We start from the raw sequence: 21,157 nt of genomic DNA, 5'->3' as shown, positions 1-21,157 counted from the left end.
GGGGAAGATGAAACCTCCCTCCTTGTCGGGAACGCAAGGGGTGCGAGGCATCTCTGCTCGGTGAGATGGCGGCAAGACGGGGGCGCGTTAACTCCGGTCGTTGTCGCGCGCGCCATGGGGGCGCCCTCGGACGGCAAGTCGGACGCCGAACTGGCGGCCAGCCTCGCCGCCCATTACGACGCCTTCCTGCGCAAGGTCGAGCTCAAGATCGCGCTCGACGACAGCGGCCTGACCGGTGCCGATGCCGGGCGGCTGGCGGCGCTGACGCTGGCGCCCGAGAACCAGCCGATGTGCCAGGCGAACGCCCGCGCCCTCGACGAGGCGGACGCGGAACGGATCGCCGGAACGTTGCTCAACGCCGCCTGAGGCCGCTTCGGGCCGACCGGCAGATCAGGGCATCGTCACCCGGGCGAGATAGTTGGCGCCGAGAATGCCGGCGATCTCGTCCCGGCTGAAGCCCTCTGCCTCGAGCGCCTCCACGAGGTCGCCGACCTGTTCCGGCTGCAGGAAGCTCCAGGGAGGCGACGGGTAGCCGCGTGGCCAGGTCGATCTCGACCGGTGATAGAAGGCATAGTCGCTGCCTTCCAGATACATGAAGTCGAGACCGAGGCCGAGCCGCTCGGCCCCGGCGATCCCGGCCATATGGGCCAGGTGCCGCGCCATCTCGCGCGGAATCTCCGGGCCTTCGGCGCCGAGGAAGAAGCCGACCCCGTTCACGCCGATGAACATGTCTCGTTCGGCCGCGGCGCAGATCTGCGCGTCGCTCAGGTTGCGTTCGTGATCGTAGAGCGCCCGCGCGTTCGAATGCGAATAGAGCGGCGGCCGCGACAGCGCCATTTCCGCCACCTCGAAGGTCGTGCGCTCGCCGCAATGGGTGAGGTCGATCCGCATCCCGGCCCGGTCCATGCGCTCGACCAGCCGCCGGCCCGCGCCGGTGAGCCCGGCGTTGCGGGATTCGTGGCAGCCGTCGGCGAAGATGTTGGCCTCGTTGTAGGCGAGGATGGCGCGGTGCACGCCGGCGGCGAAGAAGGCGTCGACAAGATCGAGGCTGCCGGCCATCGGCGTCGCGCACTGGAAATGGAAGGCGGCGGTGAGCCGGCCCTCGGCGCGCGCCTGTTCGATCGCCGCCCGGCTGCCGGTGATCGCGATCCCGGCCTCGCGGAGCGAAGCGGTCAGCCGGCCGATGGTGCGCATCGCCATCTCCGCCGTGTCGCCCTTGCCGCCGACGGTCACCGAGACATGGTCGATACCGGAATTCTGAAAACGTTTCAGTTGTTCGACGAGCGAGGCGCCGGGCGGCAGGAAATAGTCGGTCCAGGAAAGCAGGCCGTCACAGACCGGGAGCGTGGCGAGCCAGGGGCGTTGCGCCCGCCAGTCGGCCGCGTCGGCCCCGGCAGGCGGGATGACCGGGGCGCCCATCAGACCGCCCAGGCGCGGCGGATACGCTCGCGCAATCCCGCCAGCCGCTCGACCGGCTCGTTGGCGAAGACGAAGCGGAGATAGCGGCCGGCGCGCTCCTCCGCGCCCCATCCGGTCATCGGCGTCGCCGCGATCAGGCCCTTGTCGAACAACCGTTTCGAGGCCTCCGCCGGGGCCATGCCGAGCGCGACGGTGTCGATCAGCAGGGACCAGCCGCCATCGGGACGGACGACCGGCAGGCCGTCCATCTCCCGGAGGATCCGGTCGCGCCGCCCCTTCCACACCGCCGTGGCGGCGGCAATGCCGTCGTCGGGCGCGGTGATCGCCGCCGCCGCGCCGGGCATGCCGATGCCGACCTGGCAGACCACGTTCGACAGGCTGACGAGACCGACGTCGTTCATCACCTTGCGCGGCCCGACGATCCAGCCGACACGCCAGCCGATCATGCGGTACTCCTTGGAAACGCTGCCGATGGTGATCGTGCGTTCGGCCATCCCGTCGAACGAGGCCGGATGCAGCACCGGCGCGCCGGTGAAGAGGATCCGTTCCATGGCCGCGTCATGGATGAGCCACGCATCCGCTGCCCGGACGAGCTCGGCGATCGCCTCCCACTCGGCCCGGTCATGGACGACCCCGCTCGGCATCGAGGGGCTCATGGTGAGCACGGCTCGGATGCGCGGCGAACGGGCCGCCGCCAGTGCGTCGAGATCGAGCCGCCAGCCGCCGTCGCGGACCACCAGAGGCACGAAGACCGGCTTACCGCCGACCAGGCGGATGCGGTTGATCAGGCCCGCATAGGCGGGATCGGTGATGATGACCTCGTCACCTGGCTCGATGAGCGCGAGAAGAACATTGAGGATGCCCGAAAGGCCGCCGGCGGAGACGATGCATTCCGCGTCCGGATCGTAGGCATGCCCGGCAGCCTTCGAGACCCGCTCGGCCGCCGCCCGGCGCAGCGAATGGATGCCGAGGAACGGCAGGTAGCTGTTGGCCTCGTCACGGGTGATGGCGGCCCGCGTCGCCTCGACCGCCTCGGCCGGCGGCGGGATGTCGGTGTCGAGATTCTCCAGCCTCAGCATTTCGGCGCTGCCGAGCGCGTCGGCCGCGTTTCCCATCCGGTCGACGCCGATTCCCGGGATCTCCGCCAGTCGTGATATCATATCCAATATCCTTTTTTGGATCCAATATTGAATGTAGTGGTAAATCAGGCTAGCAGTTGTGTCAATCCGCCGGCATGAAGGTCGGCGAAGGACGGGACGGGAGCAGATATGGATCGATCCGGGTCAGGCGACCAGGCGCGGCAGGTCGCCCGGAAACTGCGCGAGATGATCATCGCGGGCCGCTATGCGCCCGGCGAACCGCTGCGCCAGGACGTCATCGCCGAGCAGCTCGGCACCAGCCGCATGCCGGTGCGCGAGGCGCTGCGCGTGCTGGAGACCGAGGGGCTTGTCCTGCTGGTTCCGAACAAGGGCGCGTCGGTCGCGCCGCTCGACCCGCGCGAGGTCGGCGAGATCTACGAGATGCGGGTCGCCGCCGAGACACTGGCGCTCCGCCTCGCCATACCCGAGCTTTCGAACGCCCGGATCGATCGCGCGGCGCGCCTCCAGGAGTCCGTCGAGGCCGGCGACCTGGCCGCGTTCGGCCGTCTCAACAAGGCTTTCCACATGACGCTTTACGAGGCCTGCGGGCGGCCCCGCCTGCTTGCCCATGTGGCCGGGCTGAACGATCTCTCCGATCGTTACCTGCGGCTGGCGATCCGGGCCCTCGACTACGACAAGCGGTCGAACGACGAGCACCGGGCGCTACTCGACGCCTGCCGGCGACGCGACAAGCCGGCGGCCCTGAACCTCCTGGAACAACATATCACGGTCGCCGGGCAGGCCCTGCAGGATTGGCTCGAAACCGCATGTTCCTAGCGCCCGCACGGCTCACTCAGAATGTCAATATGCCGCCCGATTCATAGCAGCGGATCCGCGCCTTTGACTTCCAATAATCGGCTCGTCCTATAGTCGCCCATACCGATCAAGTCGCGAATTCAGCGTTCCCGCAATGAACGGATCAGCGCCCACCGCCGAAGAATCGCGCGTTCACCCGCTTCACCGTCTCCGCGGCGGCAACGGCGTCCGGCGGCAGCTTGTGCTTCCTGCAAAACCAGTTGGCGACCGTGGCCCAGTCCCAGAGAGGACTGTCCGTTGTCACCCGTGCGATCGGTGGCGGGAAGCCGCGACCACGCTGGCCCTTGGCATATTGCGTCATCGCCGCTCGCGACATTCCTGTGCGGGTCGCCATGTCCGAGAGGCTGACCAGCGGATCGGGCTCAATCCGATCGACCGTTGCACCAGCAGCCACGACATTGGCAATCGCAGTTTCTATTGCATCGTCGAAAGTCGCCGCCGCCCTAGCGAAGTCAAGGATAATGTGACCCTTTTGGAAAGAGATAGTCGCGTCATCGCAACCAGCGTCGAAAAACCGTTGCTCAAAATCATCCGCTGCCGGATTGAGGCCGGAAGCGATCAGGCTAAATTCATAGCAAGTCATCGTCAGCCTCCTTTCCATGAGGGCATCGATCAATAGCTCTGCGAATTTGTCTGGCATGATCACTAGGGCTTTTCGGCGTACTGAATACACCCACTTGGCAACCGTCTCGATCCGCATGAGGGCAAAACAATCTCCCCCAATGCCCTAGCATGCGAACTTTCCAGTTAAGTTCTTCAGCATAGGAGACCGCATCTTCCACCTCCTTACTCGGTTGACGTGGCCTAGCCATCTGCTAAAAACCATATGCCATTTATGTTAACAAATGTCAACATTGCAATGCTCTATAAATTTGGGCGATAAAATCCACACACCTGCAATTGTAAATTTGCAGGAGCAATCACAACAAGATCAATCTATTGGCGTTTCGCAATCTCAATTTTCGCGAGAGTTCGCTCATTGAGCCTTGAGAAAATTACCGCCTCAAACGCTAACCTCACCGACCAGCCTGGCCCCGCGCGACGCCATGAAATAGAGCCCGAGATGGTGGGTCAGGTCCTGCGGGTGAGCCGCCGTCGCCGGCAGGTCAAGGCTCTCCGCGACCTCGCGCGGCAGGTCGTAGGTCGAGCAGCCGGCGTCGTAGACATGGATTTCCTCGAGCGGTGCCAGCATTCCGTGATTCCGCGCGGAGAGCGCGGTGAGGACGAAGTCCATGACGCAGATATCGGTGCAGATGCCGACCACCAGCAAGTGGCGGAGCCCGTTCGCCGCGACCCAGTCGGCGACCGCGTTCGACCCGTCCGGGCGGGTCGCGCCGACGAAGCCGTTGATGCAGTCCTTGCGGACCAGCGTCGCGTGCCGCTCGTCATGCAGCCATTGCAGTTCGGGCACCAGTTCCTCCTCGCCCGTCCCCGCCTCGCAGTGCGGCGGATAGGGCGGCTCGGGCTTGCCGGGCACATGGGTGTCGAGGAAGGCGAGGACCGGCCAGCCCTGGCCGGCAAAGGCGCGCGCCAGGCGATCGGTCTCGGCGACCATGGCCGCGACCTGCGCGTTCGGCACGGGCGGCGCCAGGTTGCCGGCGCCGACGGTCGCGAAGCCGTTCACCTCGTCGACGATGACCAGGCCGAAGCCGCTGCCCGCGCCGCCGGCGAGATCGAGATCGGCCGGTACGACCGGCATTTCCCGCGCCAGCGCGCGCCCGAGTTCCTTGCGATCCATCCGCCGCTCCCGTTCCGCATTATCCGCGCGGAAGCATAGCCCGGGGCGCGCTCGGCCGGAAGAGCCGCCGGGACCCCGTGGTCCAGGACCGGCTGTCGTCAGGTCCGCTTGGCGTATTTCGCGATGGCCGCGTCCAGCGTCCTGGTGAGTTCGTCGCCGATCGCCCCGCCATCGCCGGACACCCGCGCCCTGATCGTCGCGATCATGGCGTCGACATGGGCCTTCACGATCTTGACGTGGTTGTCGCTGCGGCCGGCGGTGGGCCCCGTGAAGGCGTCGAGCGAGGCGCCGAACCGGCTGATCAGCGGATAGCCGAAGGTACCGCCCTGGCCCTTCAGTTCGTGCGCCACTTCCTGGATGCGCTTGAAGAGTGCCGCCCGCCGGCTCTCGTCGGCCTCGGCCTCCTCGACGATCCCGTGGAGGTCCTCGAGATTCTTCTGCACCCAGTCGGGATAATCCTCCGACAGTTTCTCGAACTCGGCCTGCGCCTTGGCGATCAGTTCGGCGGGGATCCGGCCACCCTCGGCCGCGCCGCCGTTGCCCCCCCCGCTTCCGGCGAGGCCGCCGGCCTTTTCCCTCAGGCGGTTGCGGAACCGGTAGATGCGGACCTTGACCGGCGGCGCATTCGGGTCACGGCGCTTATTCATAGACGACCTCCACGGTCGGCGACTTGTCGTCGAGCTTGCGCCGATCCTCGCCGGCATGGGGTAGCGCGCGCCGCCTGCGATCGGGGCCGAAATAGTCCGCCGTATGGATGAACTGGCGGGGGCGCTCGATGAGCGTGACCAGTTTGTCTGCCACTGAATTGATCGAGAACGGCTTGGCCAGCATGTCGGTCACGCCGAGATCGCGGGCCGCCGCGACATGCTCCGGATCGGCATAACCGGTGATCATCACGAAGGGAACGAACCGATTGGGGCTTTCCTTGTGGCGGCGGATCCAGCGCAGGAACATCAACCCGTCAACCGGCGCCATCTGCCAGTTCGAGAGGACCAGATCGACGTTCTGCATGCCGGCGCGAACCGGATCGGTCTTCATAAGCTTGAGCAGTTCGATCGCCTGGCCGCCGTCGGTGGCCATCTTGACCGTTCCGACGCCAAGGACCCGCATACACATCACAAGTAACGAGGTGATGTACTTATTGTCCTCGACCACGAGGACCGAGAACCGCGAAAGATCGTAACTCTGCATGAATCGAAAGCCGGTTTACAATGGCGAGCGCCAGACAACCATTCCGTCAGTGGATAACGATGTCATGCCGGAAAGTCGAGCACCATCATACGGCCACCCGCGGATTTCGCCAGCCGCCGGATGCAGCGACCGTCGCGCCGGCGCTAGACCGTGAGATAGGCGGCGCGCGCCTCCTCGTCCGCGGCCAGCGCCGCCATCGTCCCGCTGTAGCGGATGATGCCCTTCTCGATGATCGTCGCCCGGTCGGCGACGGCGGAGGCGAAATGCAGGTTCTGCTCGGAAAGCAGGACGGTCAAACCGTCGCGCTTCAGCTCCTGCACCGTCCGCGCCATCTGGTCGACAATGACGGGTGCAAGGCCCTCGGACGGCTCGTCGAGCAGGATGACCCGCGGATTGCCCATTAGCGTCCGCGCGATGGTGAGCATCTGCTGCTCGCCACCCGACATCCGGCCGCCCTGCCGGTCGCGCATCTCGGCAAGGTTCGGGAAGAGCTCGAAAAGCCGCTCCGGCGTCCAGGTCGGCGTGCTGTCGCGGGCCGGCTGGAGCCCGACGGACAGGTTCTCCATCACCGTCAGCTCGGTGAACACCCGGCGCTCCTCCGGCACGTAGCCGATGCCGGCGCGGGCGATCTCGTGCGGCGGCAGGCCGGCCAGCTCGGCCCCGTCGAGCCGGACGCTGCCGGCCGCCGGCCTGACCAGCCCGATGATGCTCTTCATCGTCGTCGACTTGCCGGCGCCGTTGCGCCCGAGCAGCGCCAGCACCTCGCCGCGGCCGACCGACAGGCCGACGCCGTGCAGGATATGCGCCTGACCGTAGAAGGCGTCGATACCGCTCGCCTCAAGCATGACCGGCTCCGAGATAGATCTGTTTGACCAGCGGGTCCTCGCGCACCGCCTGCGGCGCCCCCTCGGCGACCAGTTCGCCCCGGTTCAGCACCATGATCCGGTCGGCATGGGTGAAGACCACGTCCATGTCGTGCTCGGTGAAAAGCACGCTGATGCCCTGCTTGCGGACGATATCGGCGGTCAGCGCCATCAGCTCGATCCGCTCGCGCGGCGCCATCCCGGCAGTCGGCTCGTCCATCAGCAGCAGGCGCGGTTCGTTGGCGAGCGCGACCGCGAGCTCGACCTTCTTGAGATCGCCGTAGGCGAGCACGCCGCAGGACCGTTCGGCCTGGTCGGCGATGCCGACGAGATCGAGGATCCGCTCCGCCTCTTCCCGGTATTGCCGGGCCGCCAGCGGGACCAGCGCGTACAGCCGTCGGTGGTGCGACAGCAGCGCCATCTGGACATTCTCGCGCACGCTCATCGAGGTGAAGGTGGCGGTGATCTGGAAGGTCCGCCCGACGCCGCGACGCCAGACCTGGCGCGGGCTCAGGCCGACCGTATCCCGGCCGAGCAGGCGGATACGGCCGGAATCCGGCCGCAGCTGCCCGTTCAGCATGTTGAAGCAGGTCGACTTGCCGGCCCCGTTCGGACCGATCAGGGCGAGGATCTCGCCCTCGCCGAGCGAGAAGCTGACTTCGCGAACGGCGGCGACGCCGCCGAACTTCTTCACCAGTCGTTCGACCTCCAGGACACTCATTCGCGTTCCCTCCGGCCGGCGAAGGCGAGCTTGAGCGAGCCGACGATGCCGTTCGGCGCGGTCACGCAGATCAGGATGATCACCAGCCCGAGGATCAGGCGCCAGTAGTCGAAGCGCGAGATGGCGTCCTCCAGGCCGATCAGGGCGGCCGCGCCGACCAGCGGCCCGGCCAGCGTGTCGACGCCGCCGAGCAGCACCATGACCAGCGCGTCGACCGAGCGCGGGATCGACATCGCGTCGGGGAAGACGCTTCCCTTGGAAAAGGCGTAGAGCCCGCCCGCGAGGCCCGCGAAGGCACCGGCGATGACGATCGAGGCCCATTGCTGGTGGCGCAGGTTGATGCCGATGGCGTCGCTGCGGAGCGGCGAATCCCGGCCCGCGCGCAGCGCGTAGCCGAACGGCGAGAAGATCATCCGCCGCAGCATCAGCACGCCGCCAGCGACGATGATCAGCGACAGGTAGTAGAAGGCGAAGCGGTCGCTCGCCCATTCGGACGGCCAGATCCCGAGCAGGCCGTCGTCGCCGCCGGTCACCTCGTACCACTGGAACACGACCGACCAGGCGATCTGCGCGAAGGCGAGGCTCAACATCGCGAAATAGACGCCGGACAGGCGCACGCAGAACCAGCCGAAGACCAGGCCGGCAAGCCCCGCCGCGGTCGGCGCCAGCACCAGCGCAAGCTCCATCGGGCTGTCCGAATGGACGACGGCGAGTGCCGCGCCATAGGCGCCGATCCCGAAATAGGCGGCGTGGCCGAACGACACCATGCCGCCGTTGCCCATGATGAAATGCAGGCTGGCGGCGAACAGCGCGAGCAGCATGACCTCGATCAGCAGGACCAGCAGGAAGTCGCCGGCGAACAGCGGCACCAGTGCCAGCACGGCGAACAATACGCCCATCGCGAGCTTGGTCGCCGGGCCGGGCAGATGGATCGCGGCGATCTGCGCCGGCTGCGCGCCGACCGTCAGCTCGGGCTTGCCGAGCAGGCCGCGCGGGCGGATCACCAGTACCACCGCCATCACCAGGAACAGCAGTACCAGCGTGATCTCGGGGAAGATCAGGATGCCGAAGGCATTCAGTTCGCCGATGATCACCGCCGCCAGGAAGGCGCCGAGGATGCTGCCCATGCCGCCGATGACGACGACCACGAAGACCTCGGCGATGACGTTCAGGTCCATCATCAGGCTGATCGGCTCACGCGGGATCTGCACCGCGCCGCCGAGCCCGGCAAGGCAGGCGCCGAGGAAGAAGACCGAGGTGAAGATGCGGCGCTGGTTGACGCCGAGCGCGCCGACCATCTCGCGGTCCTGGGTCGCCGCGCGGACCAGCGTGCCCCAGCGGGTGCGGTGGAACAGCAGCCACAGCAGGCCGAGCACGGCGGGGCCGAGGATGATCAGCGCGACGTCGTATTCGGGCAGGAGCTGGCCACCGATATTGACCGCGCTGTCGAGCCCGGGCGCCAGCGGGCCAAGCTTGTCGGCCGGACCCCAGATCGCCAGCGTGAGGTCCTGCACGACGAGGACCACGCCGAAAGTGGCGACGAGCTGGAACAGTTCCGGCGCGTGGTAGATCCGCCGCAGGACGACGATCTCGACGACGATGCCGATCAGGCCGACGACGAGTGCCGCGACCAGCACCGACCCCCAGTAGCTGAAGATCCCGACCGGCAGGGTGGCGACGATGGTCGCCGCCAGATAGGCGCCCAGCATGTAGAAGGAGCCATGCGCGAAATTCACGATCCGGGTGACGCCGAAGATGATCGACAGGCCGCAGGCGACGAGAAACAGCGACGCCGCGCTGGCCAGCCCGGTGAGGAACTGAACGACGAAAAAGCTCACCTCGAGGCCTCTCCCGTCCTGATGGCATGGAAGGCGGCGGCCCGCGGCCGTCCGCCGGGAAAACCCGGCCCGTGCCGGCCGGGCGCGACGGCCCGCCGGATCGCGTTACCGCGAGCCGGCGGATCGCTGCCCGGCCCGGCCCGGATCAGTCAGCCGGCCGCATCTTCCGGACTTCCTCGTCGCTCGGCAGGTAGTCGGCGCCGTCCGCGTAGGTCCAGTCGACCATGGTGCCCATGCCGTTCTTGACCGCGGTCTTGCCGACATAGGCGCCCATCGTTGCCTGGTGATCGATGGCGCGGAAGGTGAAGGGGCCGGTCGGGCTCTGCACCGTCAGGCCTTCGGCCGCCTTGATCATGGCATCCGTGTCGGTCGAGCCGGCCGCGGTGATGATCGCGGCGACCGCCTTCATGGTGTTGTAGCCGACGATCGAGCCGAGCATCGGCAGGGCATCGTAGCGAGCCTTGTAGGCATCGCGGAAGGCAGTGTGCTCGGGCGTGTTGATCTCGGTCGACGGATAGCCGGTGACGATCCAGCCCTCCGGCGCGTCGGCGCCGAGCGGGTCGAGATATTCCGGCTCGCCGGTCAGCAGGCTGACCACCGAGACATTCTCGAACAGACCGCGAAGCTTGCCCTCGCGGGCGAACTTGGCGAGGTCGGAACCGAAGGTGACGTTGTAGATCGCCTCGGGCTTGGCGGCGAGCAGCGCCTGCGCGGTCGCGCCGGCGTCGATCTTGAAGAGCGCCGGCCATTGCTCGTCGACGAACTCGACGTCCGGGCGCTTGGCCAGCAGCAGTTCCTTGAACGCGGTCACCGCATCCTGGCCGTACTTGTAGTTCGGCGCGATCGTCGCCCAGCGCTTGGCCGGCAGCTTGGCGGCCTCGTCGGCCAGCATCGCCGCCTGCATGTAGGTGCTCGGACGGAGGCGAAAGGTATACTTGTGGCCCTTCTCCCAGACGATGGCATCGGTCAGCGGCTCGGCCGCGACGAACAGCACCTTGCGCTGCTTGGCGAGGTCGGAGACGGCAAGACCGATATGGGAGAAGAAGGTGCCGGAAAGCAGCGCCACGTTCTCGTTCGCGATCAGCTCCTCGGCAATCTTGACCGCGTTGGCCGGCTTGCCGGCGTCGTCGCGGCTGATGACCTCGAGCTGCTTGCCGAGCACGCCGCCCGCCGCGTTGATTTCCTCGACCGCCAGCTCCCAGCCGTTCCGGTAGGGCAGGGTGAATGCCGGCAGCCCCGAATAGCTGTTGATCTCACCGATCCTGATCGTGTCCGCGGCCAGCGCCGCCGAACCCGGAACGAGGCTGGCCAGCATCGTCGCCGCCGCCGTCGCCCATAGCACCCGCCTTCTCGTCACCATGACTTGAGCCTCCTCTGCTCGGTTTTCTCTGACCAGCCAATCATACGCGGCCCGCTTGCATGGGCCCTACGCTTTACGTCATAGCCCCTGATCGCCTCCGGCCGCAACTGCCGCACCTGCCGGATCGCCGACGATACGCGTTTTTCCCTGCAAGACCAGCGACGCGGCTTCGATCAGCCCCTGCCGGCGCATCGCCTCGGCCCGGGCGGCGCCGCTTGCGAGCGCGCGCGCCACCGCCTCGTCCGGCAGCGGCCCGACCGCGACCGTGACCAGCCGCGCGCCAAGCTCGCTCTCGTCGCGCACGGCCTCCGCTGGCGCCCGGCGGACCGCCGGATGATCGATATTGACGGCATTGGCGATCAGTGTCGCGGCGACGTCGGCGGCCGGCGCGTCGCGGGCCAGCACCGTCACCGCGTCGGCGATGCCGAAGGAAAGCGAACGGCCGCGCCAGCCCGAGGTGGCAATTCCGCGAATCGCGCTGTCGAACGGGATCGCGATCCGGCCGTCGATGGCCGGGGCATCCTGGTTGGCGACGATTGCCGCGTCGAGGCTGGTGCCCGGCGTCAGATGCAGCGCGATGTCGCCGCCATTGTTGACATAGGCGCGTTCGAGCCGGCGTCCGGCGACCAGCGCCGCCAGCACGCGCTCGGCCACCGCGCCGGCGACCGCCGCCATCGGCGTCACGTACAGCGGCCGGTGCGCCAGGGTCGCGGCCACCATGCGGCGCGCGACCGCGCCCGCCGGCAGGCGGTCGAGGCCGTTCACATCGCTTCGCAGGATGTCGAGTTCGCCGACCAGTTCGCCCAGGAGCCCGCCGAAGACGGCCGCGGCCTGCGCGTAGGCGGCCTCGATCTCGGCGGACGGGCCGAAGGCCTCGGCAACGATGTCGATCGGGCCGTGCTGCAGATGCAGCCGGCGTCCGTCCGCCATCAGCACCGCCCGCGCGCCGCTCATCCCCGCGGCACCCGCCCGGTGACCGGCCAGGGATTGCCCTCGTCCCAGGCGCGCGAATCGTGGCGCGTCGACTTGAGCACCGCATCGAGCGTCGTGATGCTGCCGACATGCCCGCCCAGCGCGGCGTAATCCTCGCGCGCCATGGTGAATTCGATCGGCGCAACCAGCGCCGGCGTCGGCACGTAGCCGAACGAATTCTCGGGCATCCGCGTGACGTCGACCATCAGGGTGATCCCGCCGCCCGGCCAGACATAGACCGGCGCGCCGCCGCAAGTGACCCGGGTCAGCGCGTCCTTGACCGACAGCGTCAGGCGGACCGGGTTCTCGGTCACCCCGGCGCGCAGCGAGCCGCCGGCCCCGGCCATGAACAGCACCGTCGTCAGCGCCGGCTCGCAATTCTCCGCGATCCGCTCGACCACGGCGCCGATCGGCGCCGGCATCTCGGCCGGTCGCGGCTTCAGGTCATCGTCGAGGACGAACCATTCGGCATCGCGGCCGGTGGTCGAGACCATCAGCAGGCGCAGGCCCGGCCAGGCGGTCTTCGGATCGATCCGGTCGATGATGTCGAGCGGGTCGGTGACATTGGTCCCGCCCCACCCGGCGCCGTGGTCGGCGACCTGGAAATAGCGCCCGGGCGTCGAGCGGCGGCCGCGCACGCGTATGCCGCCCGGCTTCATGTCGAGGAAGCGGCCGGCCTGGTGCTCGGTCAGCACGCCGGTGATGTGGTCGTCGACGACGATCACCTCGTCGGCATGGCCGTGCCATTGCTTGGCAAACATGCCGATCGTCGCGGAGCCGCAGCCGACCCGCATCAGCGCCTCCGTCTCGCCGTCCACGACCGGCGGCTTGCCGGCCTCGAGGATGACGGTGGCGCCATCGTCGACGGTCACCTCGACCGGTTTCCCGTTGCAGAGGTCGAGCAGCGCGGCGCAGGTGACCGTGCCTTCCTTCTTGCTGCCGCCGGTCAGATGGCGGACGCCGCCGAGCGAGAGCATCTGCGAGCCGTACTCCGCCGTCGTCACATGGCCGACCTGTTCGCCCCTGACCCGGACCGCCGCCGTTTCCGGCCCCAGGTAGCGGTCGGTGTCGATCTTCACCTTGACGCCGCAATAGGAAAAGATCCCTTCCGACACCACGGTCACCATGTCGGCCCCGTCGGCCTGGCTGGAGACGATGAAGGGCGCCGGCTTGTAGTCGGGATAGGTGGTGCCGGAACCGATCCCGGTGACGAAGCTCCTCCGGCCGGTGACCAGCGCCCCGTCCCAGCCTTCCGCCGCCTCGAGGAAGGGCACCATCTTTTCCGCCCGCTCCGAGACGATCAGCGGATCGACCCGGGTCAGCACGCCCTCGACGTTGGCATAGCGGTCGCAGGCCCCGGCCTTGCCCTTGCGGATCCGGCAGAGCACCGGACAGGCGTCGCAGCGGACGATCTCGCCGCCGTCCGCGGCCGGTTCCATCTCGGTGGCATCAGACATCGGAACTCTCCTTCGCCAGGATCGCGGCGCGAAGCCGGTGCGGCAGGCAGGGAACATGGGTCACCCGGACGCCGACCGCGTCGCGGATCGCGCCCAGGATCGCCGGCGCCGTCGGCACCAGGCCGGGTTCGCCGACGCCCTTGGCGCCGTAGGGGCCGAGCGGTTCCGGATCCTCGATCAGCATGACCTCGATCTCGGGCATGTCGCCGAAGGTCGGGATCAGGTAGTCGTGCAGGTTCTCGGTCCGCCCCGGCAGGTATTCCTCCATCAGCGCGAGCCCGAGGCCCTGCGCGATGCCGCCATGGATCTGGCCCTCGACCAGCATCGGGTTGATCGCCCGGCCGACATCGTGGGCCGCCGCCATTCGGAGCACCCGGACCGTGCCGAAGGCCGGGTCGACCTCGACCTCGGCGATCTGCGCGGCGAAGCCGTAGGTCGCGTAGGGCACGCCCTGGCCGTTCGCGTCGAGCGGCTGGGTCGGCGGATCGAAGGTGCCCTCGCCGAGCAGCACCATGCCCTCGCCATCCGCGTCCATCCCGGCGAGCGGCAGCTTGTGTTCGATACCCTGGTCGCGGATCGCCGGGCCGTCCGGGCCCGGCACGATCGCCGCCCCGTCGCCCGCATTGGCAAGCCTGAGAATCTTCGCCCTGAGATCGAGCGCGGCGAGCTCGGCGGCCTTGCCGGACACGAAGGTCTGGCGCGATGCCGAGGTCTTGCCGGCGTCGGCCGTGCGCGCGGTGTCGCCGACCACGAGGTCGAAGCTGTCGACCGGGACGCCGAGCGCCTCGGCGGCGATCTGCGCCAGCACGGTGCTCGACCCCTGGCCGATATCGACGGCCCCGTTGAACAGCGTGAAGCGGCCGTTCGCGCCCAGCCCGACCCGGATCGTCGAAGGATTGGTCATCGCCGTGTTGCCGATGCCGTACCACATGCAGCCGATGCCGATGCCGCGCCGCCGGCCCGAGCCGGCCCGGTTGTGGCGTTCGGCCGAGGCGCCGTACTCGGCCCAGCGCCCGCGCAGCGCGTCGATGCAGGCGGCGAGCCCGGCGCTCGCCTCCAGCCGCTGGCCGGTCGCCGTCTCGTCGCCAACGGCGATCGCGTTGCGATGGCGGAATTCCAGCCGGTCGATGCCGGCTGCCGCCGCCAGGTCGTCCATCAGGGTTTCGTGGGCGATCGCCGCCTGCGGGACGCCGAAACCGCGGAAGGCGCCGGCCGGCGGGCCGTTGGTGAAGAAGGCCGCGCCCGCGATCTCGGCATTGGCGACCCGGTAGGGACCGCTGCCGTGGACCGGCACGCGGCCGGCCACGGTCGGCCCCCACGAGGCATAGGCGCCGGTGTTGAAATTGGCCGCGAGCTCGGCCGAGACGAGCCGCCCGTCGCTGTCGCAGGCGAAGCGGGCGCGGACCTCGGCCGGATGTCGCTTGGTCGACGACGCCATGCTTTCCGGCCGGCTGTAAACGCAGGCGACCGGACGGTCGAAGCGCATCGCGGCGACCGCGATCAACGGCTGCACCGAGACGTCGAGCTTGCCGCCGAAACCGCCGCCGCAGGCGGTCGGCACGATCCGCACCTGTTCCGGCGCGAGGCGGAGCACGCTCGCCACCTCGGTCCGGTCCATGTAGGGCGCCTGGGTCGTGGCATGCACCGCCACGCCCTCGCCGTCGCGCACCGCCCAGCCCGCCTCGGGCTCGACATAGGCATGCTCGACGAAGGAAGTGGTGAAGTCGCCGCTCGCCACATGGGCGGCGCCGGCGACCGCGGCCGCTACGTCGCCCTTGCGCACCACGCCGTCGATCAGCTTGTTGCCCGGGCGGTCGGCCTGGACCAGCGGCGCGCCCGGCACCATCGCCTCGGCAAGGCTCGTCAGGGCCGTGAGCGGCGTATAGGAAATCGGCAGGTCGTCGTCGCGGAAGCCCTCGACCGCGGCGCGCTTGCCGACCACGGCGACGACCGCCTCGCCGCGATAGCGGACAAGACGGTCGGCCAGCACCGGCTGGTCCTTCAGGTCGGGATAGATGCCGAACCCGTTGAACGGCACGTCGGCGGCGGTCAGCACCGCCTCCAGCCCCGGCCGGTTCCGGAGGAATCCCTCCAGATTGCCGAGCGTGAAGCGGGCCGAGGCATGCGGCGAGCGCACGGCGCGCAGCCAGAGCGCATCGGCAGGCACCCCGTCGGCGCCGAAAACGTCGCGGCCGGTGACCTTGGCCAGGCCGTCGACGCGGGCCAGGCGGGCGCCGACCGCGCCGTCCGCAACCGATCCCTCAGCCGCGCCGCCGGCGGCGTCGAGCACCGCCTCGACGATCTTCTGGTAGCCAGTGCAGCGGCAGAGCACGCCGCCCAGGGCGTCCTCGACCGCCTGCCGGTCCGGGGCCGGGTCGTGCGCCAGCAGCGCCGTCGCCGCCATCAGCATGCCGGGCGTGCAGATCCCGCACTGGGCCGCGCCGTGGCGCGCGAAGGCGCGCTGCAGCCGGTTCGGTTCGTCCCCGGCCGCGAGGCCCTCGACGGTGACCACGCCGCGTCCGGCAGCCTGCGCCGCCGGAACCATGCAGGCGCAGACCGCCTCGCCGTCGAGCAGGACGGTGCAGGCGCCGCAATCGCCGGCATTGCAGCCGACCTTGGTGCCGGTCAGGCCGAGATCGTCCCTGAGGACGTCGGCGAGACGCTTGCCCGGCGGCACGGAGGCGACAACGGCGCGGCCGTTGACGGTGAAGCGAATGCCATCGATCGTGCGAATCTCGTTCATGCCGCCTGATCCCCTGCCCTGTCCGCCATCCGATCGAGCAGGCGGGCGACCAGGGTCAGCGCCGCGTCCTGCCGGTAACCGGCGCTCGCCCGGATGTCGTCGATCGGCGTCAGCGCCGCCAGTTGTTCGCCGCTGACCAGCCCGCCGAGGCCGCCAGCCGGTTTCTGCCCCTCCAGCGCCGCCTCGAGCGCCGGGAGGCGCCGGGCGACCGCCGAGCAGGCGCCGACCGCGACTCGCGCGCCGGCGATCCGGCCGGTCGGGTCGAGCGGCAATACCGCCGCCGCCATGACGATCGAGATGACCAGGTATTTCCGCGCGCCGAGCTTGAGGAAATCACCGCTGGCCCGCTCAAGCCCCTGCTTCGGCACCAGGATCGCGGTCAGCAGTTCGTCGGCGCGCCGGAGCGTCGCCCGGTTGCCGGTGATGAAGTCGGCCAGCGCCACTTCGCGTTCGCCGGTCGCCGAGGCCAGCACGACACGGGCGTCGAGGGCAAGCAGCGGCGGCACCCCGTCCGCCGCCGGCGAGGCGTTGCAGAGATTGCCGGCGATCGTCGCGACATTCTGGATCTGGATGCCGCCGACTTCCCGCGCCGCGCGCTTGAGCCCGTCGAAGGCCGGCGGCAGCGCGCTGCCGAGCAGCCGGCTCCAGGTCACGCCGGCGCCGATCCGCCACTGCGCGCCGTCCTCGTCGAGGGCGTCGAGACCGGCCAGCGCGCTGATGTCGAGTATGTTCTCGTCCACCGGACACGCGACGCGCGCGGGAAAGAAATCCGTGCCGCCGGCGAGGATGGCGACCGCTTCGCCCTTGAGAATATCAAGCGCTTCGCTGAGCCCAGTCGGGCGATAATAGGCACCCATGATTCAACCAGCCCTGTCGGATATTTTTGTTTGTATACATACAAATATTGAACCCATGGCGGGGGCCTCGTCAAGAGGCTCTGGACGGCCGCCGGAGTCAGGCCACCGTCGCCGCCTCTTCGCGGTTCAGGCAATGGTCGAGCCACAGCGCGTTGATCCGCCCGGACACGGAATCGGCGTCCCGACGGGCAGCCAGCAGGGCGAAATCGACGGCGGCGAGCGCCTGGTTCGGCTCGGCGCAGGCGAAGAAATTTTCCCGACGGCCGCTTTCCGGATCGACCCGGCTCTGCAGGCAGCGCCCGCAGACCTCCTTGATCATGCATTGCATCGGCGCGTCGAGCGCGGCGACGACCGGCGTACCGGGACGCAAGCCCGGCAGTCCCTCTCCGGCGAGCCGCGCCTGCAGCGCGACCAGCGTGGGCACCGGCGCGGCCACGATCACCCGGTCGTAGGCAGCGAAATCGATCCGCCCCAATTCCGCCATGTCGGCCACGGCCTCGGCGTTCGCCGCCTCGGCCCGCAACGCGGTCTCGACGGGCGAGGATTCGGTCCCGTGGAAAGCCAGGTAATCGGCCCGCCCGCCGGTCGCCGCGACACGCCCGGCGTACCCGATCAGCGCCGCCTGGACGAAGCCCTGGCCGATCATCAGCACCCGCTCGCCCGCCCCCGGGTCCAGTGCCTCGCCGCTCGGCCCCATGACCGCGAGCATGTCGCCGGGCGACAGCGTCCGGGCGAGCAGCGAGCCGGCAACGTCATCGGCGACCGCCAGGTAGAGACGGCCGGCCTCGGCATCGGCCCCGGCGCCGACGGCCGCGGTCATGTCGCGCACCAGACGGGTATCGTTCTCGACCGGGGCGAAGCGGGCCAGCCGCTGCAGCTTGTAACGGAAGCCTGGCCGATGGCGGCGCGCAAGCTCCGGCGCATGGACGGTCAGCAGGACGACGCCGTCCGCCCGCGCGATCGCGTGCAGCCGGGCCGCGAGACGCGACCGGAGCGCGGCGACGAAGGCCTCGATCGGCAGATCGCTTGCCGGCGCGACCTCGTCGAGCGCCCGCGAGATGACCGGAGCCCCCTTCTTGGCGCTCGCCATCGCGCGCACGACATTTCCGGCGAACGAGGGATGGGCATCGCCGAAGAAGCTGACGCAGCGGCCGTCGGCGTAGCGGTTGAGCAGCACCGCCGCGTCCCTGGGCTTCGGCAGCGGCTCCGGATGAACCGTTCGGCCGGACTCGTCGATGGTCTGGAAATAACGGCCGTCGATCGGGAAATGCTCCGGATCCTCCTCGCCGAGCTTGACGTTGGCCCGTGTGCCGGTGGCAACCACGACGGTTCCGGCGGCCAGCGTCGCCTGTCCGTCGCCGTGCCACTCCCCGGCCTCGTCCCGGCGCTGGCGCTCGAACATGGCCGCCGCGATCCGACCACTCGAATCCGTTTCAAAGGCAACCGGCGACAGGCATTCGGCGAAGCCTATGCCCTCGCCGAGCGCGTTCTCGACCTCTTCGTGATTGAGCGTGTAGGCAGGCGCGTCGATCAGCCGCTTGCGATAGACGATCTTCGATCCGCCCCAGGATTGCAGCAGCGAGAGAATATCGGGTGCCCGCCCCTCCTTCGCGGCCCAGGCCCGCTCGGCGGCGATGGCGCGGGCATGGGCGATCATCTCGTCGGCCAGGGCGGCATCGCCATGCGACCAGGCGCCCCGGACCCGGGCTTCGCCGAGTTCCTCGGTCAGCGCCTCGTAGCGGGCATAGAAGCGTTCGACCTGCAGCGGGTAGAAGGCGAGCGCCTCGGTCGCCGCATCGATCGCGGTCAGCCCGCCGCCGATCACCAGGACCGGCAGGCGCACCGGCACATTCTCCAGCGAATCGGCCCGCATCGCGCCGGCAAGCTGCAGCGACATCAGGAAGTCCGTCGAGGTCGAGACGCCCGGCGCCAGGCCGTTCGGAATGTCGAGCACCTTCGGATGGCCGGCGCCGACCGAGAGCGCGATATGGTCGAAGCCGAGGCCGAAGGCGCCGTCGGCATCGAGCACGCCGCCGAAGCGCACCGAACCGAACATCGAGAAACGCGTGCGGCGCTCCAGCAGAAGGCGCAGCACGGTCAGGAAGTTCTTGTCCCAGCGGATCGTGATTCCATATTCCGAGAGCCCGCCGAAACCCGCGGCGACACGCTTGCCGAGCGGCTCGCGCAGCCCGGCGATCTCCCGCACGGCCTCGAACGCGGTGCGGCTACCGTCCGGGTTCCGCCCCGACAGGCGCGGCTCGAGCGGCTCGATCTTCAGGGCGTCGACGGCGACCACCTGGTGGCCGTCGTTCAGCAGGTGATGGGCGAGATTCATGCCGGCCGGCCCGAGGCCGACGACGAGCACCCGGCGGCCGCTTTCCGGGCGCGGCAGCGGGCGCGCGAAATTCAGCGGGTTCCAGCGGGTCAGCAGCGAATAGATCTCGAAGCCGTAGGGCAGCGCCAGCACGTCGTTGAGGACCCGGGTCTCGATGCGCGGGATATCGACCGGATCCTGCTTCTGGTAGACGCAGGCCTTGGCGCAGTCGTTGCAGATCCTGTGGCCGGTCGCGGCGCAGAGCGGATTGTCGACGCAGACCACGGCCAGGGCGCCGACCGGCACGCCCTCGGCCTTCAGCCAGTTCATCTCGGAGATCTTCTCTTCCAGCGGGCAGCCGGTCAGCGGCACCCCGAAATGGCTCTGCCGGAAGCGCGGTCCCTCGTCCCCTTCGGCCGCCTTGAGCCGCAACCCCTTCGAGCAGGAATCCTTCTCCTGGTTGTGACACCAGATGCAGTAGTGCGCCTCGCCGAGGGCGCCGGCGAGATCGGTGTCGTGCGGATCGAAATCGAAGCCTTCCCGGCGCCGCAGATGGTCGGAGGGGGCGCGGAAGCAGGTGAAGCCCTCGCTGCCGTCGGCGACCAGGTCCACCAGGTGTTCCGGGTCGGTCTTCCGGGGTTTGTGGAACAGCACGCTGCCGTGATGGCGGGCCCTGCCCTCTTCGCTTCCGGTAGCCCATTCCGAGTAGGCCGCGGCGGCGGCAAGCGCCGCCCCGTGGGCCGGCTCGTCGTCCATCCATTCGAGGACCCGGGCAGCGAAACGGCGCTCGTCGAACGGGCCGCCGAGCAGCGCCGCGAGGGCGTCCTCGTCGGGTACGGCGGCACCCTGGGCCAGTTTCGGCGCCCGGCGCTGCACGAACAGCCGACGGCAGCGGAAAACCGGCTCCAGCGCCTTGTGTTCGCCGGCAAGCTCGGCGATCGCCGCGCCGATCCCGAACAGGGTGCCGAGAAAGTCCTCGAGCGGCGGGGCGAGCGCGACCAGGAGGTCGGAGGTCGCGCGGGCATCCAGGGCATCGGGCGCGGCGCGCGCGGCCAGCAGCCGGGCATGCAGATCGGGCGCGGCCCCGGCCAGTTCGGCGAGGAAGGCCTCATCAATTCGGACAAGCCCGTCGCGGGCGTAGAGATCGCGGAAACCGACAGCGTAGCCGAGCCGCGGCTCAGTCATGATCCCCAAGGGAAGACGGCAGGTATCGCCGCCTCCTCTCTCCCGTCGTTACGAAACCCGGTCTCAGCACAGCCGCTCCAGGAACTTGAGAAAAAGCCGCTGCTCGGCCGCGTCGAGCGGTTCCAGCGTACGTGCGCTGACCTCGGCGCCACGCGGGATCAGTTCGGCGACCAGTCGGCGCCCGGCATCGGTCAGCCGGATCCGGGTGCGGCGCCGGTCGTCCGGATCGCGCCGCGTCTCGATCAGGCCACGATCGCCCAGACGACGGATCACACCCTGCGCCGTCGCCGGGTCCATCGCCGTGAGGCGGCCGAGATGATTCTGCGACAGATCGTCCTGCTCGGCCAGGCGGACCAGCGCGGCATATTGCGTCGGTGTCACCTGCCCGTCACCGAGACCGTCCAGAAAGATCGACGTCGCGCGCTGATGGGCGCGCCTGAGGAGATGGCCGACCTGCTTCTCGAGCCGGTAATCGCTGACTGCGTCGTCGTCGACGGTTTCGCCTGGTGCAAGCATGGGCCAAGATTTAGCACATGTGCGGCGG

18 protein-coding genes are annotated in these 21,157 nt (G+C 68.9%); 2 read left to right on the top strand and 16 right to left on the bottom strand.

Annotated features, from left to right (window positions below; translation table 11 throughout):
• Positions 1–60 precede the first annotated feature (60 nt).
• Positions 61–366 (top strand): dehydroquinate synthase/iron-containing alcohol dehydrogenase family protein, encoded by a 306-nt coding sequence (locus OCH7691_RS08030; RefSeq protein ID WP_139839584.1) that lies wholly within the window; start codon positions 61–63, stop codon positions 364–366.
• Between the two features lie 24 nt (positions 367–390).
• Here the strand turns inward: OCH7691_RS08030 and OCH7691_RS08025 are convergent, their stop codons facing one another.
• Entirely contained in the window at positions 391–1,419 is a 1,029-nt protein-coding gene (locus OCH7691_RS08025) for a dipeptidase (protein WP_176244966.1), read from the bottom strand.
• Complete coding sequence (locus OCH7691_RS08020; RefSeq protein WP_217807861.1) at positions 1,419–2,579, bottom strand: pyridoxal phosphate-dependent aminotransferase; 1,161 nt, start codon at positions 2,577–2,579, stop codon at positions 1,419–1,421. The genes OCH7691_RS08025 and OCH7691_RS08020 overlap by 1 nt, the downstream gene beginning before the upstream one ends.
• A 108-nt stretch (positions 2,580–2,687) precedes the next feature.
• Here OCH7691_RS08020 and OCH7691_RS08015 point away from each other — a divergent pair, with 108 nt between their 5' ends.
• Positions 2,688–3,335: a GntR family transcriptional regulator gene (locus OCH7691_RS08015; protein WP_085882817.1), complete on the top strand. Its 648-nt coding sequence runs from the start codon at positions 2,688–2,690 to the stop codon at positions 3,333–3,335.
• A 142-nt stretch (positions 3,336–3,477) separates the two neighbouring features.
• Here the strand turns inward: OCH7691_RS08015 and OCH7691_RS08010 are convergent, their stop codons facing one another.
• The 14 genes from OCH7691_RS08010 to OCH7691_RS07940 all read right to left on the bottom strand — a co-directional run bounded on the left by OCH7691_RS08010 (position 3,478) and on the right by OCH7691_RS07940 (position 21,129).
• On the bottom strand, positions 3,478–4,074 hold the full coding sequence (locus tag OCH7691_RS08010) for a helix-turn-helix transcriptional regulator (protein WP_176244965.1): 597 nt from the start codon (positions 4,072–4,074) through the stop codon (positions 3,478–3,480).
• Between the two features lie 303 nt (positions 4,075–4,377).
• Positions 4,378–5,112, bottom strand: a complete 735-nt coding sequence (locus OCH7691_RS08000; protein WP_085882814.1) for an isochorismatase family protein — start codon at positions 5,110–5,112, stop codon at positions 4,378–4,380.
• Between the two features lie 98 nt (positions 5,113–5,210).
• Positions 5,211–5,759: an Hpt domain-containing protein gene (locus tag OCH7691_RS07995; RefSeq protein WP_085882813.1), complete on the bottom strand. Its 549-nt coding sequence runs from the start codon at positions 5,757–5,759 to the stop codon at positions 5,211–5,213.
• Positions 5,752–6,303: a response regulator gene (locus OCH7691_RS07990; protein ID WP_085882812.1), complete on the bottom strand. Its 552-nt coding sequence runs from the start codon at positions 6,301–6,303 to the stop codon at positions 5,752–5,754. Before OCH7691_RS07990 ends, OCH7691_RS07995 begins: the two co-directional genes overlap by 8 nt.
• A gap of 143 nt (positions 6,304–6,446) precedes the next feature.
• Positions 6,447–7,163 carry an ABC transporter ATP-binding protein gene (locus OCH7691_RS07985; RefSeq protein ID WP_085882811.1) on the bottom strand — a complete coding sequence of 239 codons (717 nt, stop codon included), beginning with the start codon at positions 7,161–7,163 and terminating at the stop codon, positions 6,447–6,449.
• Positions 7,141–7,887, bottom strand: coding sequence for an ABC transporter ATP-binding protein (locus tag OCH7691_RS07980; RefSeq protein WP_085882810.1), 747 nt, complete (start codon positions 7,885–7,887; stop codon positions 7,141–7,143). Before OCH7691_RS07980 ends, OCH7691_RS07985 begins: the two co-directional genes overlap by 23 nt.
• On the bottom strand, positions 7,884–9,725 hold the full coding sequence (locus OCH7691_RS07975; RefSeq protein ID WP_085882809.1) for an ABC transporter permease: 1,842 nt from the start codon (positions 9,723–9,725) through the stop codon (positions 7,884–7,886). The genes OCH7691_RS07980 and OCH7691_RS07975 overlap by 4 nt, the downstream gene beginning before the upstream one ends.
• Before the next feature lie 145 nt (positions 9,726–9,870).
• Complete coding sequence (locus OCH7691_RS07970) at positions 9,871–11,085, bottom strand: ABC transporter substrate-binding protein (RefSeq protein ID WP_085882808.1); 1,215 nt, start codon at positions 11,083–11,085, stop codon at positions 9,871–9,873.
• A 78-nt stretch (positions 11,086–11,163) separates the two neighbouring features.
• The gene (locus OCH7691_RS07965) at positions 11,164–12,039 is read right to left on the bottom strand and encodes a UPF0280 family protein (RefSeq protein WP_085882807.1); all 876 of its coding nucleotides are present in this window, start codon (positions 12,037–12,039) and stop codon (positions 11,164–11,166) included.
• A complete protein-coding gene (locus tag OCH7691_RS07960; RefSeq protein ID WP_085882806.1) occupies positions 12,036–13,514 on the bottom strand; it encodes a 6-hydroxynicotinate reductase in 1,479 nt (492 codons plus the stop codon). The genes OCH7691_RS07965 and OCH7691_RS07960 overlap by 4 nt, the downstream gene beginning before the upstream one ends.
• Positions 13,507–16,257, bottom strand: a complete 2,751-nt coding sequence (locus tag OCH7691_RS07955; RefSeq protein ID WP_139839582.1) for a molybdopterin-dependent oxidoreductase — start codon at positions 16,255–16,257, stop codon at positions 13,507–13,509. The genes OCH7691_RS07960 and OCH7691_RS07955 overlap by 8 nt, the downstream gene beginning before the upstream one ends.
• Positions 16,254–17,114: an FAD binding domain-containing protein gene (locus tag OCH7691_RS07950; protein ID WP_085882805.1), complete on the bottom strand. Its 861-nt coding sequence runs from the start codon at positions 17,112–17,114 to the stop codon at positions 16,254–16,256. Before OCH7691_RS07950 ends, OCH7691_RS07955 begins: the two co-directional genes overlap by 4 nt.
• Positions 17,115–17,211: 97 nt before the next feature.
• The gene (locus OCH7691_RS07945; RefSeq protein WP_085882804.1) at positions 17,212–20,613 is read right to left on the bottom strand and encodes an FAD-dependent oxidoreductase; all 3,402 of its coding nucleotides are present in this window, start codon (positions 20,611–20,613) and stop codon (positions 17,212–17,214) included.
• 63 nt (positions 20,614–20,676) lie between these two features.
• Positions 20,677–21,129, bottom strand: a complete 453-nt coding sequence (locus tag OCH7691_RS07940) for a MarR family winged helix-turn-helix transcriptional regulator (protein ID WP_085882803.1) — start codon at positions 21,127–21,129, stop codon at positions 20,677–20,679.
• Between the last annotated feature and the right edge of the window lie 28 nt (positions 21,130–21,157).

The sequence above is a fragment of the Oceanibacterium hippocampi genome, assembly GCF_900172325.1.
In the GTDB taxonomy this organism is placed as follows: Bacteria; Pseudomonadota; Alphaproteobacteria; order Sneathiellales; family Sneathiellaceae; genus Oceanibacterium; species Oceanibacterium hippocampi.
This window is presented reverse-complemented; position numbering and strand designations above follow the sequence as displayed.

Bases quoted from the DNA above. Each gene is read 5' to 3' on its own strand.
- OCH7691_RS07960 (WP_085882806.1), bottom strand. From the start codon at position 13,514: ATGTCTGATGCCACCGAGATGGAACCGGCCGCGGACGGCGGCGAGATC.
- OCH7691_RS08010 (WP_176244965.1), bottom strand. From the start codon at position 4,074: ATGCGGATCGAGACGGTTGCCAAGTGGGTGTATTCAGTACGCCGAAAA.
- OCH7691_RS08015 (WP_085882817.1), top strand. From the start codon at position 2,688: ATGGATCGATCCGGGTCAGGCGACCAGGCGCGGCAGGTCGCCCGGAAA.
- OCH7691_RS08000 (WP_085882814.1), bottom strand. From the start codon at position 5,112: ATGGATCGCAAGGAACTCGGGCGCGCGCTGGCGCGGGAAATGCCGGTC.
- OCH7691_RS07990 (WP_085882812.1), bottom strand. From the start codon at position 6,303: ATGCAGAGTTACGATCTTTCGCGGTTCTCGGTCCTCGTGGTCGAGGAC.
- OCH7691_RS07955 (WP_139839582.1), bottom strand. From the start codon at position 16,257: ATGAACGAGATTCGCACGATCGATGGCATTCGCTTCACCGTCAACGGC.
- OCH7691_RS07995 (WP_085882813.1), bottom strand. From the start codon at position 5,759: ATGAATAAGCGCCGTGACCCGAATGCGCCGCCGGTCAAGGTCCGCATC.
- OCH7691_RS07945 (WP_085882804.1), bottom strand. From the start codon at position 20,613: ATGACTGAGCCGCGGCTCGGCTACGCTGTCGGTTTCCGCGATCTCTAC.
- OCH7691_RS07950 (WP_085882805.1), bottom strand. From the start codon at position 17,114: ATGGGTGCCTATTATCGCCCGACTGGGCTCAGCGAAGCGCTTGATATT.
- OCH7691_RS08025 (WP_176244966.1), bottom strand. From the start codon at position 1,419: ATGGGCGCCCCGGTCATCCCGCCTGCCGGGGCCGACGCGGCCGACTGG.
- OCH7691_RS08020 (WP_217807861.1), bottom strand. From the start codon at position 2,579: ATGATATCACGACTGGCGGAGATCCCGGGAATCGGCGTCGACCGGATG.
- OCH7691_RS07965 (WP_085882807.1), bottom strand. From the start codon at position 12,039: ATGAGCGGCGCGCGGGCGGTGCTGATGGCGGACGGACGCCGGCTGCAT.
- OCH7691_RS07970 (WP_085882808.1), bottom strand. From the start codon at position 11,085: ATGGTGACGAGAAGGCGGGTGCTATGGGCGACGGCGGCGGCGACGATG.
- OCH7691_RS07940 (WP_085882803.1), bottom strand. From the start codon at position 21,129: ATGCTTGCACCAGGCGAAACCGTCGACGACGACGCAGTCAGCGATTAC.
- OCH7691_RS07980 (WP_085882810.1), bottom strand. From the start codon at position 7,887: ATGAGTGTCCTGGAGGTCGAACGACTGGTGAAGAAGTTCGGCGGCGTC.